Origin of the sequence: Collinsella sp. SGI.180 (assembly GCF_050313455.1) — a bacterium.
Taxonomy (GTDB): domain Bacteria; phylum Actinomycetota; class Coriobacteriia; order Coriobacteriales; family Coriobacteriaceae; genus Collinsella.
In genome coordinates, this window is the sequence record NZ_JBNPLL010000008.1 from 55767 (window position 1) to 71900 (window position 16134).

At 60.2% G+C, this 16134-nt stretch carries 15 protein-coding genes; 4 read left to right on the forward strand and 11 right to left on the reverse strand.

The window, feature by feature from the left end:
* Positions 1–48: 48 nt before the first annotated feature.
* The 11 genes from ACQRAP_RS04870 to aspS form a co-directional block, all read right to left on the reverse strand.
* Positions 49–1386, reverse strand: a complete 1338-nt coding sequence (locus tag ACQRAP_RS04870) for a glutamine synthetase family protein (protein WP_427795045.1) — start codon at positions 1384–1386, stop codon at positions 49–51.
* 134 nt (positions 1387–1520) lie between these two features.
* Positions 1521–2543 carry a LacI family DNA-binding transcriptional regulator gene (locus ACQRAP_RS04875; protein ID WP_427795046.1) on the reverse strand — a complete coding sequence of 341 codons (1023 nt, stop codon included), beginning with the start codon at positions 2541–2543 and terminating at the stop codon, positions 1521–1523.
* A gap of 124 nt (positions 2544–2667) precedes the next feature.
* Positions 2668–3360, reverse strand: coding sequence for a GntR family transcriptional regulator (locus tag ACQRAP_RS04880; protein WP_427719797.1), 693 nt, complete (start codon positions 3358–3360; stop codon positions 2668–2670).
* Between the two features lie 544 nt (positions 3361–3904).
* Complete coding sequence (locus ACQRAP_RS04885; RefSeq protein WP_427795047.1) at positions 3905–4309, reverse strand: hypothetical protein; 405 nt, start codon at positions 4307–4309, stop codon at positions 3905–3907.
* Between the two features lie 287 nt (positions 4310–4596).
* A complete protein-coding gene (locus ACQRAP_RS04890) occupies positions 4597–6546 on the reverse strand; it encodes an NAD(P)/FAD-dependent oxidoreductase (RefSeq protein WP_427795048.1) in 1950 nt (649 codons plus the stop codon).
* Between the two features lie 102 nt (positions 6547–6648).
* Positions 6649–6849 (reverse strand): hypothetical protein, encoded by a 201-nt coding sequence (locus tag ACQRAP_RS04895; protein ID WP_195443947.1) that lies wholly within the window; start codon positions 6847–6849, stop codon positions 6649–6651.
* Positions 6850–7053: 204 nt separating this feature from the next.
* Complete coding sequence (feoB, locus tag ACQRAP_RS04900) at positions 7054–9381, reverse strand: ferrous iron transporter B (protein ID WP_427795049.1); 2328 nt, start codon at positions 9379–9381, stop codon at positions 7054–7056.
* Positions 9382–9504: 123 nt separating this feature from the next.
* Positions 9505–9726 (reverse strand): FeoA family protein, encoded by a 222-nt coding sequence (locus tag ACQRAP_RS04905; protein WP_427794177.1) that lies wholly within the window; start codon positions 9724–9726, stop codon positions 9505–9507.
* Between the two features lie 39 nt (positions 9727–9765).
* Positions 9766–10008, reverse strand: coding sequence for a FeoA family protein (locus ACQRAP_RS04910; RefSeq protein ID WP_427719813.1), 243 nt, complete (start codon positions 10006–10008; stop codon positions 9766–9768).
* 233 nt (positions 10009–10241) lie between these two features.
* Positions 10242–10490, reverse strand: coding sequence for an HPr family phosphocarrier protein (locus ACQRAP_RS04915; RefSeq protein WP_427719814.1), 249 nt, complete (start codon positions 10488–10490; stop codon positions 10242–10244).
* Between the two features lie 356 nt (positions 10491–10846).
* Complete coding sequence (aspS, locus tag ACQRAP_RS04920) at positions 10847–12634, reverse strand: aspartate--tRNA ligase (RefSeq protein WP_427729277.1); 1788 nt, start codon at positions 12632–12634, stop codon at positions 10847–10849.
* A gap of 257 nt (positions 12635–12891) precedes the next feature.
* Here aspS and serB point away from each other — a divergent pair, with 257 nt between their 5' ends.
* The 4 genes from serB (at position 12892) to ACQRAP_RS04940 (ending at position 15897) form a co-directional block, all read left to right on the forward strand.
* On the forward strand, positions 12892–13527 hold the full coding sequence (serB, locus tag ACQRAP_RS04925) for a phosphoserine phosphatase SerB (RefSeq protein ID WP_427795050.1): 636 nt from the start codon (positions 12892–12894) through the stop codon (positions 13525–13527).
* Between the two features lie 117 nt (positions 13528–13644).
* Positions 13645–14427: a nickel pincer cofactor biosynthesis protein LarB gene (larB, locus tag ACQRAP_RS04930; RefSeq protein WP_427795051.1), complete on the forward strand. Its 783-nt coding sequence runs from the start codon at positions 13645–13647 to the stop codon at positions 14425–14427.
* Positions 14428–14437: 10 nt separating this feature from the next.
* The gene (locus tag ACQRAP_RS04935; RefSeq protein WP_427795052.1) at positions 14438–15355 is read left to right on the forward strand and encodes a LarC family nickel insertion protein; all 918 of its coding nucleotides are present in this window, start codon (positions 14438–14440) and stop codon (positions 15353–15355) included.
* Between the two features lie 2 nt (positions 15356–15357).
* Positions 15358–15897: a TetR/AcrR family transcriptional regulator gene (locus ACQRAP_RS04940; RefSeq protein ID WP_427795054.1), complete on the forward strand. Its 540-nt coding sequence runs from the start codon at positions 15358–15360 to the stop codon at positions 15895–15897.
* Positions 15898–16134: the final 237 nt, after the last annotated feature.

Here is a 16134-nt window from a genome sequence, read left to right on the forward strand (position 1 = left end):
CGGCCTCCAAGGAAATGAGCTCAATCGTACTGGAACAAGCCGGCGCGATTAGGAGTTCGCCAGATAATGCTTGATCTCCCACTCGGTGATCGTGGACTCAAACTTATGCCACTCGTCGCGCTTCTTTTTGAGGAAGAAGCTGTGGATGTGCTCGCCGAGAGCATCCTTCATAAACTGCGAGTCCTCAAACACGTCGAGCGCCTCTTTGAGCGAGCGCGGCAGCGGCGTATAGCCGGCCTCGACCATCTGACGGTCGGTAAGCTTGAGCGTCTCGGCCGTTGCCTCGGGCGGGAGTTCCAGCTTGCGCTCGATGCCGTCCAGACCAGCCGCCAGCGTGACGGCGTTGACCAGGTACGGATTGGCCATGGGATCGGGGCTGCGAAGCTCGATGCGCGTGGACAGCTGCTTGCCGGGCTTGTAGACCGGGATGCGGACCATGCTCGCGCGGTTGCGCAGGCCCCACGTAGCGTACTGTGGCACGGAGTCGCCGCCCGTGGTGATGCGCTTGTACGAGTTGACCGTGGGGTTGGTGATGGCGCTGATCTCGCGCGCGTGTGCCAGAATGCCGGCCATATAGTGCTTGGCGATATCGGAGAGGTGGTACTTCTCGTCGTCCTCGCCCCAAAAGACGTTGTTGCCGTCGTGGTCGAACAGCGACTGATGCAAAAACATGGCGCTGCCGTCCTCGCCCGCCAGCGGCTTGGGCATAAAGGAGGCGTGGCAACCGCTCTCGTAGGCCTGCTGCTTAATGATGAGTTTGGCCGTGGTGATGGCGTCGGACATGCTCAGGGCCTCGGCGTGACGCAAGCTAATGCCGTGCTGCGAGCGGCCGGCGGCGTGGAAGGTGTACTCCACGGGCACGGACATCTTCTCGAGCGTGAGCACCGTATTGCGGCGCAGGTCGCGAGCGGCATCGCTCACCGAAAGGTCGAAGTAGCCCACGTTGTCGAGCGGCTCGGGGGTGTGCTCGTCGGGGAAGTAGTAATACTCCAGCGCGGCACCCACGTTGAGCAGGTAGCCGGCCTTCTCGGCCTTATAGAACATGCGGCGCAGGGCGTCGCGCGGGTCGCCGGCAAACGGCTTGCGATCGGGAGTACACACATCGCAGAACACGCGGGCGACGCCGTTATGGCTCGGGCGCCACGGCAGGATCTGGAAGGTCGAGGCGTCAGGGAACGCGAGCATGTCGGCTTCCTCGGGCGTGGCAAAGCCCTCGATGGCGGAGCCGTCAAAGCCAATACCCTCCTCAAAAGCGACCTCGAGGTCTTCGGGGCTAATGGCAAAGTTCTTGAGGCGGCCGAGAATGTCGACAAACCACAGACGCACAAAGCGGATGTCACGCTGCTCTACGGAACGGAGTACGTAATCGATGTTCTGCTGGTTCATGTCGCTCCCCTTTCTTTCGGGCGGGTTTCGACTGGTCTATATCGCAGATACTATCGCAGAAAAATGTTTCCGCAGGGTTAAAGCGTATCAAGCGCCCAAAAAACGTGCTCGAACAGGCAGTTACGAACGAGCGGCTAGCGCGAGGTCGAAGCGCGGTGTTCGATGTGGCCGGGAACCTCGATGCGTTCGGGCGCCAGCTTTGCGGCATCGCCCACGGTGGTGGTAACAACGTCGATACGCTCGGAGAGGCGATCGACCACGCGCTCGGCGATGGTGAGGGTGTCCTGCACGGCCGTGGTGACTCCGCCAAAGAGCACATGGTTCCAGGGACAGTCGTCAAACGTCGCGATCTTGAGCCCCGCCGGCAGCGAGGGGCCAAGCTGCGCCAGCGCCTCGGTCAGGCTCAGGAAAACCAGGCCGTTGACGGCAATGAGGCCGAGCTCTTTTCCTGCATAGCCGCGGATGGTCTCGTCTAGGCGGCCGACGCCCGTGGCGCCGCCATCGGCCAAGGTGATAACCTCGCCGGCAAGGCCGCGGCGCGAAAGCTCGTCGGTAAAGGCCTCGTCGCGCTCGCGACGGACGGGGCTGTCGTCGCTTGCTTCGGTGAGCAGGCACAGGCACTCGCTGCCAGCGGCGGTCAAGGCGTCTACCAAGCCGGCGACCAGCTCACGGTTGTTAGATGTCACCAGATCGACACCGCCGTCGGCAACGTCGCGGTCGAGCAGCACAACGGGCAGGCGTCCCGCTGCCGCGACGATCGCCTCGTCGTTACCACCGCAGGTATTGACGACCAGGCCGTCCACGCCAGCGTCGATAAGCCTGGTGAGCGACTCGGCCTCCTTGGCGGGATCGTTGCCGCTAATGGCTGTCATGAGCGAGCAGCCGCGCGCGGCGGCGCTGGCGGAAAGGCCCTCGAGCATGGCGCTAGAGAACGGGTTGGCGATGTCGGCCAAGATCACGCCGATGAGGTTGGTACGCGAGCTGCGCAGATTGCGCGCGGCGGCACGTGGGCGATAGCCGGTGCGCTCGATAACCTCCGCAATGCGAGCACGGGTTTCCTCGGTCATTTGCCCGGGGCGGTTATTGAGATAGCGCGAGACCGTGGCCGGGCTCACACCCGCCTCGACGGCAATGTCCTTGATTCTCATCTGCGCCATAGCGCACCCCGTTTCCCCATTGTCGGCAGTCTGAGCCATTTTAGGCATTTTTTAAAAATCTCGGTTGCAAAACGCTGTAGGTGAACAGCATCGTTTTTGTGTCTCGAGCAGATGCGATAATGGGCTAGATAGCCGAGTCTTTGGACAGCTCAAAATAATCGGGATGTAAGGCGATAACCGGACCTTGCTCTTCGGGCATCAGGTGCAGGTGTGTCTCTGCCAGATAGCTCGCCGCGTCGGTATCGCCCCTCTTAATGGCCTCGAGAATCCGGCGATGCTGCCGACGAATCGGCTCCCAATCTAGATCCTGCGACACCATACGCAACCAGTTGTATCGCTCAAAATGCGTATTGACGCTCTTCATCCAATCCCACAACATGTGACGGCCGGCAATCTCAAAACACGTCTCATGGAACAGGTTGTCCAGGTCAAAGAAACGACGCGTTTCGCCATGGTCGAGCGACTCGGACTCGGCAAGAATCTGATCGAGCCGATGCTTTTGCTCGGGCGTGGCGACCGAGCAGCATTTAATGAGTACGCTTCGCTCGAGTTTCTCGCGCAAGAAACAGGCGTTCTCGGCGCGCTCCATGCTGATCTTAGAGACGTAGGTGCCGCTTTTGGGACGCGTTTCCACCAGCTCTTGCTCACGCAGGCGCACAAAAGACTCGCGAATGGGCGTGCGCCCGATTCCCGTCTCCTTTTCCAGACCAATCGCCGAAAGGCGCGTGCCGGGCTTGAGCTCGGCATAGATGATCTTGGAGCGCAGTGCATTGTATGCCTGATCTTGCAAGCTTTGATTATGCTGGTGCTGTTCCATAAAGCCCTCGGATAAACCCTCGGTTAGTCGAATACCACCATGCAATACTATCGCATCGACACGCCCCAGCTCCCAATCAGTCTTTTTGGGACGGGGCTCTTTTAGCTACCCTAGCCCGCAGATCGGCCCCTTGCCACAAAAGTGGCCCATCTACTACGTTAACACGGATAGCCTCGGCCATACCAAAAACCGTGAAAACAAAACCGCAGGTAGGCAGCTTGTCGATTTCCGAAAAAGCCGACTATGGTTGACCCCTGCGGCTTAAACGTAGTAGATAGGCCCTTTTCGTGGCGCAGCACTACTGCACCCCAAATTGGCACCCCGAGCCTGTTATAAGTTGCTGCGAAATACGGACGGTTGATGATCAAGGCGCGCTATGCGGGTTGCTATAGCTCGAACGTCCCACGTCCGATGCACCAAAGCGTTTGCGACAGCTTCGCGAAACGCCTCGAGAGGAATTCGATCGGTTTGGACGCGCTCCATCCCTTCGATACGTTCATAACGGTAGTAGCGTGCAAACATAGCCACCGCCCTGTCCACCTGCTCAATTGCGGATATATTTGTCGCCGCCTCGCGATCCAAGTATTACATCCTCGGTATCACCAAAACGGACGCAGTCGATGCCCGGAAAATCATTCTTATCCGCCAAAATCGCCGCAGCGTTGGTATAGCCATCTTTGCCGAGCAAGCGAAGCGTGCGCATAATATCCGGCGTTAGCTCAGAAATGCCGAGATGTTCAACACACTTATGCTCGAACGTGTGAAAACTCAAGTCCTGGCGAGCCGACGTGAGCGCGTCGAACGTTATGTTGCTGCCTTCGAGCGTCAGCCTGCCATACTCAAATCGGTCGACCTCCACCGTTGCCGAATCGTTTCGCCTGTAGGCCTTCAAGATATAAGACGAAAACCGTTTGCGTACTGATTTATCCGAGACGCAAACGGTTTTCATCTTGATTTGCGTACGGAATTAAGACGCATAATTTCGCTTTCGTATGGCTCAATCGATCACGATGCGATGTATCTGCACCTGGCCTACAACCGCAACATGATTGTGGAAGGCACACAGACAAAAGGCATTTAAGGCTCGGCAATGATCTTTCTTTGATAAAACGCAAGCGGCGGCCGCCCAAACACGGGACGGCCGTCGCTTGCGTTTTATCAAATGGTGCAATGGGGTCAGGTTCACATGCACCAAGTTGGTGCAAAGTAACCTGTCCCCATGCAACAGGGGGTTGACTAGAGCTCGCAGGCGACCTTGTAGCCATCGCCGATGGCGTCGCGAATGTTGCCGCACTTGTTGGCATCGCCCAGCACGTGAGTGGTAACGCCGGCTGCCGCCAGGTCGTCGGCCAGCTTGGTATTGGGACGATAGCCCATAGCAAGCACCAGCGTATCGGCACCGGCGATGGTGTGGACCTCGCCGTCCTTCTCGTAGCTGATAGTGTCCTCGGTAATCTCGGTCACCTTGGCCTCGGTCAGCACGTGAACGCCCTTTGAGAGCATGCGCGTGATGAGCACCGCGCGACCGGCACCACCCTCGTTGGCGGCGAGCGTCTTGGTCATCTCGATGACGGTGACGTCGCGGTTGGCCGGCGACAGGTCGTTGACCAACGGGGCCAGGTAATCGGCCGTCTCGCAGCCAACGGTGCCGCCACCCACGATGACGATCTTCTTGCCCGGGAAAGCCTTGCCGCCCAACAGGTCGTCAGCCGTCATAACCTGCTTAAAGCCCTGCATGAAGGCCGGGGCGATAGGCTCGGCGCCATAGGCCAGGACGACCTCGTAGCCGGCGTAGTCACGCTGAATGTCCTCGGCAGTAAGCTCGGTGCCAAAGACGCACTTTACGCCGGCCTCGGCCAGGCGACGGTACTGATACTTGATCACGCGGGTGAGTTCCTGCTTTGCCGGCGGAACGGCTGCGATGCGCATCTCGCCGCCCGGCTCGTCCTGCTTATCCACGAGCACCACGTTATGACCGCGTTTGGCGGCAATGTAGGCTGCCTCCATACCCGCGGGACCGGCGCCCACAACCAGTACGTTCTTGGCCTCGGCGGCGGGCTCGTAGCCAGCCTCGTCGTGCTCCACGTCCGGGTTGACGGTGCAGGAGATGCGCTTGCCAAACATAATGCCGTTCAGGCAACGCAGGCAACCGATGCAGGGACGGATCTCGTCGGCGTTGCCAGCGGCTGCCTTGTTGCAGAACTCGGCATCGCACAGATTGGCGCGGCCCATCATACAGATGTCGGCCGCGCCGTCCTCGATCAGCTCCTCGGCGATCCAGGCCTCGTTAATGCGTCCGACGGTGGCGACGGGAATGTTGACGTGCTTTTTGATCTCGCGCGAGCAGGCGGCGTGCGAGGCCTGCTGGGTACCGGCGGCGGGAATCGCGGAGCCGCGCTTGATGGTGGTACCGCCCGACACGTGAATCATGTCGACGCCGGCCTTTTCCAGGCGACGCGAGACGTAGATCATGTCGTTGAGGGTCAGGCCGCCATCGGTGTACTCATCGCCCGAAATGCGGACGTCGATGATAAAGTCCTTGCCGCAGCGCTCGCGAATCTCGGCGATGACCTCGAGCAGGAAGCGCATACGGGCGTCGAGCGAGCCGCCGTACTCGTCGGTACGCTTGTTGTAGAGCGGAGTCAAAAAGCCGCCGAGCATGCCGTGGGCATGCGCCGCATGGACCTCGACGCCATCGACACCGGCCTTCTGCATACGTACGGCAGCGTCGCCAAACTGATGCGTAAGCTCGTGAATCTCATCGACCGTGATAGGACGCGGTGCCTCGCGGGCATAGGACGGGCCCACAAAGGACGGAGCGATCAGGCGCGGCGTGCCCGGAATGTTAAAGGCCATGTAGGCGGGGTGGAAGAGCTGCGGCATGATCTTGCAGCCATACTCGTGGACGGCTGCGGCGAGCTTTTCCCAGCCGGGGATAAACGTGTCGTCGTAGCAGCACATGTCACCCGGCAGATAGGTATAGGTGGGCTCGACCGTCACGACCTCGGTAATGATGAGGCCCACGCCGCCCTTGGCGCGGGCACGGTAATGATCGACCAAGTCGTCGGTCACATAGCCGTGATCGGCTAGATTGGTAGATACCGGCGGCATAAAGACGCGGTTCTTGACCTCGGTCGTACCGACCTTGATCGGGCTAAAGAGCATCGGGTAGGCACAGGACTCCATACAGGCTTCCTTTCGTTTAAGCCGCTCGGCGGCAGTTGCTGATGTACCTATCGTATCAGCGACCGCCGCATCTGCAGTCATACATGCCCAAGCGCCGTTCGACTAATGAATACCGCGGCCCAAGTCTTCGGCGATTTTGTCTACGCCCTTAAGTGCAGCGCACGTCTTTTTGTTGGAGCAATGCCCCGTGCAAACGCCACCCTGAGCACAGTCGGCGCAGGTGCCCTTGCGGTAGATGCGCACGCACACGGCGACAAACGCAACGCCGATAACAGCCAGAACAACAATATCGATAGGTGCCATAGCAAGCCTCCTCTAGTTAACCATCACTTACTTTACCCCATTTTCCACCTGCCAAAAAGGGACAGGTTTATTTTGGTCGGTTTTATCTGCGGAAACGCCACATCTTACTTCTGGAGCAAAGCAATCTGTCCCCCATTACGCCAAAAAGCCCGAGTGTCGTTGGGACACCCGGGCTCGTGGAAAGGGGCCAATCCTTATTCGGACTTAAGCGGAAACTGCGGCGGAAGCAGTGTTGGTCTCGTCCTCGTCGGTCCATGCATGCGCAGGGATAGGGCGAAAGATCTGGAAGAGCATCGCAACCAGCAGAACGATGGCCACAATCGTCCAGATACCAAACTGTCCCAACACAAACAGGTTGTAGAACTGGTTGATGAACAGGCCGATCACCCAAGCGAAGGCGCACTCGTAACCGATGGCAATCGCGGTCCACTTGCCGGAGTCCATCTGGTTGCGGATAGTGCCCATGGCGGCAAAGCACGGAGCGCACAGCAGGTTGAACGCACCAAAGGCAACGCAAGCTCCCATGGTGGGGAACATACCGGCAAACGCAGTCCACAGGCTCGGGTCGGTCTCGGCGGCGTCAGCCACGGACAGCAGCGAGCCGGCGGTGGCGACGACGTTCTCCTTAGCCACAAGGCCCGAGACGGTCAGCGCAGTTGCCTGCCAGGTACTAAAGCCGAGCGGAGCGAAGATCCAAGCGACCAGGTTACCGAGCATGGCAAGCACGGAGTAGTCCATGAACTCCTCGGGGATGCCGTCCATTGCAGGCAGGAAGCCAAAGGAACCGTTGTAGCTTCCAAAGTTGGAGAGGAACCAAACAACGACGGTGGATGCGAAGATGACCGTGCCGGCCTTCTTGATAAAGGCCCAGCAGCGCTCCCACACGTGCAGTGCCCAAGAGCGGATCGCCGGGAAATGGTAGGCAGGAAGCTCCATAACGAACGGCGTCGGGCGACCGGCGAAGAGCTTGGTCTTCTTGAGCATAAGGCCCGAGGCGATGACGGCGAAGACGCCCAGGAAGTAGAAGAGCGGGCTGATCCACGCGGCGGTGGTGGAAGAATCGCCGATGATGGAACCCATGAGCAGGGCGATGATCGGCAGCTTGGCGCCACAGGGAATAAACGTGGTGGTCATGACCGTCATGCGGCGGTCTTTCTCGTTCTCGATGGTCTTGGTGGCCATGACGCCGGGGACGCCGCAGCCCGAGGACACGAGCATGGGGATAAAGGACTTACCGGACAGGCCAAAGCGGCGGAACACGCGGTCCATGATGAAGGCGACGCGGGCCATATAGCCGCAGTCCTCCAGGAAGGACAGCATGACAAACAGCAGGAACATCTGCGGGACGAAGCCGAAGATAGCGCCCAAACCGCCGACGATGCCGTCGCAGACCAGCGAATCGACCAGGCCGCCGTCCTCGGTGCCACCCGCCACAAGGGCGTCGTGCACCACGGTGGTGATACCCGGGACATAGGGGCCGTACTGCGCCGGGTCAACCGAGTCGGCATCGTCGCCCGCAGCCTCGACGGCCACGTCGTAGGCGTCGCGGCCCTGACCGAGCACATACCAACCGTCGGTACCAAAGAGCTGGTCGTTGGTGAAGTCGGTCACCGTGCCACCCAGGGTGGAAACGGCGATGTAGTACACGCAGAACATGATGACCACAAAGATCGGCAGGCCCAGGATACGGTTGGTAACCACACGGTCGATCTTCTCGGAGGTGCTCATCTTGGCCGGAGCCTTGGTGAGGCACTCGTCGATGATGTGCGCGATGACGCCATAGCGCTCACCGGTGATGATGGACTCGGCGTCGTCATCGCAGTCCTGCTCGCACTGGGCGACCAGCTCTTCCACGCGAGCGGCCTTCTCCTTGGTGAGGTTGATGAGCTTGCAGGCGTCCGCATCACGCTCGAACAGCTTGACGGCGTAATAGCGACGCTTGTTGGCGGGCACGCTCGCCGGCAGGTTGTTTTCAATGTGATCTAGAACGTCCTCGATGGAGGAATCGAACTTGTGCTCCGGCACCTGGCCCTTGGAAGCAGCGGACTTCTTAACCTGCTCGAACAGCTCCTTAATACCCTTGTTCTTAAGGGCCGAAATCATCATGACCGGGCAGCCGAGCTTCTTGGAGAGCTTGTCCGTGTCGATCTTGTCGCCGTTCTTCTCGACCAAGTCGGCCATGTTGAGAGCGACGACCACGGGTAGGCCGGTCTCGATAACCTGAAGCGCCAGGTAAAGGTTGCGCTCGAGGTTGGTGGCATCGACCACCTGAACGACGACATCGGGCTCGCCGCTCATGAGGTAATCGCGTGAGCATTGCTCCTCGGGGCTGTAGGGGGAAAGCGAGTAGATGCCGGGGAGGTCCGTGATGGCAACGTTCTTGTCGCTTAGGAGCTTGGCCTCCTTTTTCTCAACCGTGACGCCGGGCCAGTTGCCAACGTAGCCGTTGGCGCCGGTGATCAGGTTGAAAAGCGTGGTCTTGCCGCAGTTGGGGTTACCCGCCAGCGCGACATGGATCTGAGAATCCGCCATTCAATCCTTCTTCCTTGTGCGCCCGCGCTGCTTTCTCCGCGCGGGCTGGATAATGTGCTTCAAAGTTGCAGCATTAAGTTAGAAATCTCTAACTTTATCTGCAGAAATATACGCCGTGGGCCCTTACTGGACCTCGACAACGGCCGCCTCCTCCTTGCGGATGGAAAGCTCGTAGCCGCGCACGTTGATCTCGACCGGATCACCGAGCGGTGCAACCTTCACGACCTTGAACGAAGCGCCCTTGATGAGCCCCAGGTCCATAAGGTGGCGGCGAAGTGCGCCCTCACCGTGAAGCTTGACGATGGTAGAGCTCTCGCCCACCTTAACGTCACCCAACGTCTTCATCCTCTTATCCCCCTTTCGGTTTTTATGAAATGCTGCAGATTAACCGACGGTCATGATGTGCATGGCAACCTTGGAATCGATGCCAAAGCGTGAGCCCAGCACCGTGACGATGATATTGGCGCCACTCGAGCTCACCACGTGGATCTCGCTGCCCTCGACAAAGCCGAGGTCCTTGAGACGGTGCTTTATGTCCTCATTGCCCTTTACACGAGACACACGCACGGTTTCGCCCGCTTTTACCATCGAAAGCGGCATGGCCGGCATCTGCGGTCCGCAAGACATGAGTGAGCTCCTAACATCGGTTCGTCCTCAACATCGACGCGATAAAAGTTAACCACGTCTATGTTCGAGCTAGTAAACTAACACGCGGTTAACTTTTTGGAAAGGATCTCTATTCAGTTTTCGAAAAAGTTTCCCATACTAAACAAAGGCACCGCAAAGACGGTCTCTTTGCGGCGCCTTGTCATACCGATGTATGCAACAGAGGGGACTCTCCCCTTTTTACATTGTTCCGCTTAGAGTGAGAGATTTCTGATCGACGTGACGCACGAGGCCTCATCCACGCCCGAAACACGAAAGACGACGCTCTCGCCGCACTCACCATAGAGGGCCATGAGTCCCATGATATCGCGGCCATCCGTGTGGCGATCGCCGATGCTGACCGACACGTCACTACGATGCTTGGCGATAATGTCATAGAGAAGCGCAACCGGGCGGGCATGTAATCCCAACGGATCTTTAATCGTCTTTGTAAACTCGACCATGTCCCCTCCCGCAGCATCGCACATTTGGCCGGCCAAACCCAGCCACGTGGTAGTTATTGTAGCGTTAGATGCTTGTCGAGAGCGGGACGGAAACCACATCCCACTTCGAGTGTCAACGATGGGACACAGTTTCCGCCAGAAGGCTCAACCGGAAACTGTGCCCCATTATTTTGCCGAATTCTGGGCCGCGCTTTCCCAGAGGGCCCCCTTTGGGAAAGCGCGGCCCATTCTGGACGCAGATTCCGGGACGCACTTTCCGCGACGTCCGGTCACCCTATGCCCTCGCAACGCCCGCGCATAAAAACGAGGGAAGGCACGCGTCCTTCCCTCGTTAGAGACAATATGCAGCCGCTCGCCTACATCAAGCGCAGGCTGACGTCCTTGAGCTGGGCGCCGGAAACGGCACTCGGGGCGCCCGACATAAGGTCGGAGCCGCTGGCCGTCTTGGGGAACGCCATGACGTCGCGGATAGAATCGGAGCCGGTAAGCAGCATGCACACGCGGTCCAGACCCAGGGCAAAACCGCCCATCGGGGGCGCACCAAACTTGAGCGCCTCCATGAGGAAGCCAAACTGCGACTCGGCGCGCTCCTCGGTAAAGCCCAGGAGCTTGAGCATGGACATCTGCATCTCGGCGTTATGGATGCGCATGCCACCGCCGCCGGCCTCAAAACCGTCCATGACAAAGTCGTAGGTGCAGGAACCGGCAGCCAACGGGTCGGCCTCGATCTTGGCGATGTCGGTCTCGGTCGGCAGAGTGAACGGCTGGTGCTCGGCTGCATAGGCCTTGCGGTCCTCATCCCAGTGGAACAGCGGGAAGTTGACGACCCACAGGAAGTCGTGCCCCTCGCGTTTGATCTCGAGTGCGTTGGCCATGTGAGAGCGCATGCCGCCCAGGATCTCGTCAGAGAGCAGGCGCGGGCCGGCGGCGAACATCACGAGGTCGCCAGGCTCGACGTTCATGCGCTCGCGCAGAGCCGCCATCTCCTCGTCCGAGAAGAACTTGACGATGGGGCTGTTGATGGAGCCGTCCTCGCGGAAAGCGATCCAGGCCAGACCCTTGGCGCCAAACGTGGAGGCCACGCCGGCGAGCTTATCGATCTTGGCACGTGCCCAGGCACCGGCGCCCTTGGCGTTGATGGCCTTGACGACAGAGCCCTCCTCGTTTGCGGCAGTCGCAAAGACCTTGAACTTGGAGTTGGCAAAGATGTCGGTCAGATCGACCAGATGCATGCCATAGCGGGTATCGGGCTTGTCGGAGCCATAGGTGTCCATGGCCTCCCAGTAGTCCATGCGACGCAGCGGCGTGGGCATCTCGACACCCATGCGACCGAAGGCGTCGGCCAAGACCTCTTCGAGTGCGCTCATGACGTCGTTCTGGTCCACGAAGGACATCTCGATATCGACCTGGGTGAACTCGGGCTGACGGTCGGCACGCAAGTCCTCGTCGCGGAAGCACTTGGCAACCTGGTAGTAGCGCTCGACGCCACCGACCATGAGCAGCTGCTTTAGGAGCTGCGGGGACTGCGGCAGGGCGTAGAAGTTACCCGGCTGAATACGGCTGGGAACGATGAAGTCGCGGGCGCCCTCGGGCGTAGACTTGAACAGGGAGGGCGTCTCGACCTCCATGAACTCACGGTTGTGAAGCGCCTCGCGAATGGCAAAGGTGAAGTCGGAGCGCAGCTTGAGGTTGGCCATCATCTCGGGACGACGGAGGTCCAGATAGCGATAGCGCAGACGGGTGTCCTCGCTGGTCTCGATGCCGTCCTCGATCTGGAACGGCGGGGTGACGGAGGTGTTGAGCACCTCGGCGTGGTCGGTCAGGACCTCGATCTCGCCGGTCGCGAGCTTGGCGTTGGTGGTTTCCTCGCCACGGGCGCGCACGACGCCGTGAATCTTGATGGGCCACTCGGGACGCATGGTCTCGGCGATCTTAAAGGCATCGCCGTCGGAGTGCTCGGGGTCGAAGGTGAGCTGCGTGATGCCCTCGCGGTCGCGAAGGTCGCAGAAGATAAGGCCGCCGTGGTCGCGGCGACGGCTCACCCAACCGGTAAGGGTAACCTCTTCGCCCACGTTCTCGCGGCGAAGCTCGCCGCAGGTACGGGTGTGCATGGAATGCTCGTCGATGGGACGGGTCTGGCTCATACCAGTGATCCTCCTTTATGGATCTGTGCCGCCCCGTGTCGTTCCGGGCGGCGTCGTACAGATTTGCCCAGCCTGCGTAAACCGCGCAGCCGGACATGGCGTTCTATCTTATCGCACCCGCGCCGATGTACCGCGAAAAAGTGGCTCCCGCTCAAAGACTTGACGGAGACGAAACAATTGGCGCACCGCACTGCCCGCCCGCGCTTGTCACGTGCGACAATGTGCCTACAATACAACCGCACTCGGAAAGGCCCACCATGACTTCACGCCTCATCGTTATGGATATCGATTCCACGCTCATCAACCAGGAGGTCATCGACCTGTTGGGCGAGGAGGCAGGCGTGGGCGGGCAGGTTGCGCGGATCACCGAACGCGCCATGCGCGGCGAGCTCGACTTTAAGCAGGCGCTCGAGGAGCGCGTGGGGCTGCTTGCCGGCCTGGACGAGAGCGTTTTCGAGCGCACCTTTGAGCGCGTGACGTTTACCCCCGGCGCACTGGAGCTTGTGCGCTCGGCGCACAGCAAAGGCTGGAAGGTCGGCGTGGTAAGCGGCGGCTTCCACGAGGTCGCCGACAAGATCGTAGCTGCCGCGGGCATCGATTTTTGCCTGGCCAACCGCCTGGAGGTCGTAGACGGCAAGCTCACGGGCAAGCTGGCGGCAGACATTGTGACCAAGGAATCCAAGCTCATCCAGCTACTGGATTGGGCGGTTGAGTGCGGTGTCGATATGGCCCATACCGTGGCGATCGGCGACGGTGCCAACGACATCCCCATGATTCAGGCCGCGGGCACGGGCATCGCATTTTGCGCCAAGCCCAAGACGCGCGAGGCCGCTCCGTTTGCCATCGACGAGCGCAACCTGATGCTCGCCATGGATATCATCCTGCGTGACTAGCCGATCCATCTAACAACAGAATCAAATCCCCTATATCTAGTTTCCGAACAATTTTGTCTTAGTGTTCGGAAACATACCCTTTGAGTGCTAGACTTTGCGCCGTCGAAGGGAACTTATATGGATAAGCGAGATCTAGAGCAGCTGCTGAGCGATGTTGCCGGCGGATCAGTCACCCCCGCCGACGCCCTTACGCGCATCCAAACGGCGCCAACCGCCGATCTGGGTTTTGCGCAGCTCGATCTTTCGCGCGGGGTGCGCCAGGGGGCCGGTGAGGTTGTCTACGGCGCCGGTAAAACCGCCGAGCAGATTGCCGCCATTATCAAAGCGCTGCGCGATGCCGGTCAGGAGCGCACCCTGGTTACGCGCCTGGATGCCGAAAAAGCAGCCCGCACCTCGGAGCTTCTCGACAACGGGATCGACCTGGGATATGTCCCGAACGCCCAGCTCGCCCTCGTGGGCGGTAAGCCCTCCCCTACCGGTAACGGACGCATCGTTGTCGCCTGCGCCGGCACGAGCGACTTGCCCGTCGCCGAAGAAGCCGCGTTGACGGCCGAGTTCTACGGCAACGAGGTCGACCGCCTCTACGACGTAGGCGTCGCCGGCCTGCACCGCTTGCTCGCGCATGCCGAGGAACTTGCCCAGGCACAGGTGGTCATCGCCATTGCCGGCATGGAGGGCGCGCTGGCGAGCGTTATCGGCGGTCTGGTAAGCTGTCCGGTCATCGCCGTTCCCACCAGCGTGGGCTACGGCGCGAGCTTTGGTGGCGTAGCCGCGCTGCTCGCCATGCTCAACTCCTGCGCCAGCGGCGTTTCGGTCGTCAATATCGACAATGGCTTTGGTGCCGCCTACCAGGCAAGTCTTATCAATCATCTGAGCGCCGGAACACCCTGCGCCCGTTAAGGAGCATTCCATGTCCAACCATCAGCATACGCTTATCATCGACGGCACCTCGGGCATCAGCGGCGATATGACCGTCGCGGCCCTGCTCGACCTGGGTGCCAGCGAGGAGCACCTGCGCGAACAGCTCGCCACGCTGCCGGTCGACGGCTTTACGATCGCCGTCACGCGTGCAAACAAGCATGGCATCGACGCCTGCGACTTTGACGTTCAGTTGGCAGAGGAGCTCGAGAACCATGATCACGATATGGCCTGGCTCTTTGGCAACGAAACAGCTGCCGAGCACACGCACGAGCATGAGCACCACCATCATGACCATGGCGAACACGAACACGAGCACTGCCACGAGCATTGCCATGAGGGCCACGGTCATGGCCACGAGGATCACCATCACGCCCACCACCATCACCACCGTTCTTTGGCGGACGTCACCGCCATCATCGATGGCTCGCAGCTAAGCGATGGTGCCAAGCGTCGCGCGCTCGCCATCTTTACCGCGCTCGCCGCCGCCGAGGCCAAAGCTCACGGCAAAACGCCCGACACCGTCATGTTCCACGAGGTGGGCGCTGTCGACTCCATCGTCGACGTCTGCTCGGTCGCCATCTGCCTCGACGACCTGGGCATCGAGGACATTGTCGTCGAGTCGCTCTCCGAGGGCCACGGAACCATCCGCTGCGCCCACGGCCTCATGCCCATTCCCGTCCCCGCTGTCGTCAACCTGTGCCAGGCAGGCAATATCGCCCTCACGCCTGCACCGGTCGCCGGCGAGCTCGTGACGCCAACGGGTGCCGCCATCGTCACCGCGCTGCGCACGTCCGACCAACTGCCTTCACGCTACCACATCGAAGCCGTCGGCTACGGCGCCGGCAAACGCCCCTACGAGGGTTGCTCCGGCACGCTCCGCTGTCTGCTCGTTCACGCGGACGCATAGCCATGGATGCCCGCAAGGCAAAAAGCCGCGCTGCCATCATTGCGGCGTTCTCCGAGCTCCTGCGCGAAGAGGACTACGGCAAGATTGCCGTTGGCGACATCATCGCTCGCGCCCATGTGGGTCGGGCAACGTTCTACGGCCTCTTCAAGAGCAAAGATGACCTGCTCGCTGAGTTCGTGTGCGATATCTGCACCCATGCCCTCGACGATGACGGTACACCCCTCAATGACCCGCTCGTACAGGTCGAGCATATCCTCAACAACCTCTGGGATCGTCGTCAGGGCGTACGCGCCCTCGTAGCCGGCGCCGGCTCGCGCGTCTTCGCCGACTGTCTCCGCAAGACCATCATGTCGCGCGCAGCCGAAACCGTCCCTGTCGACCCCGCAGGCCCCGCCAGCACCATGGATCGCAACTTCCTCCTCCACCACATAGCCTCAAGCTTCGTAGCCACCGTCCAATGGTGGGCCTGGCACAACTTCCAAGCAGATAAGGCCGACGTAGCCAAAGACTACCTCTCAGCCATAAAGCCCCTCTTCGCCTAAGTAAGAGGCTCATCCCAGAGCATTGCCCCAACCCAAGGCGCCCGCGCATCCCAACGTGTCACTCGCACTTCAACGCCCCCCCCAACAGCGACAAGCCCCTCCCATCCAAATTCAGAAATATGTTGGGTTGCTTGTACGAACGCAGCAAAGACCCCTCAGCTGGCCGCATGGGGTGACTTCCCAGCGCATTCCACAGGACGAAAGAACCCCCGCCGCACGAAGTGTGAACTGCCTCCC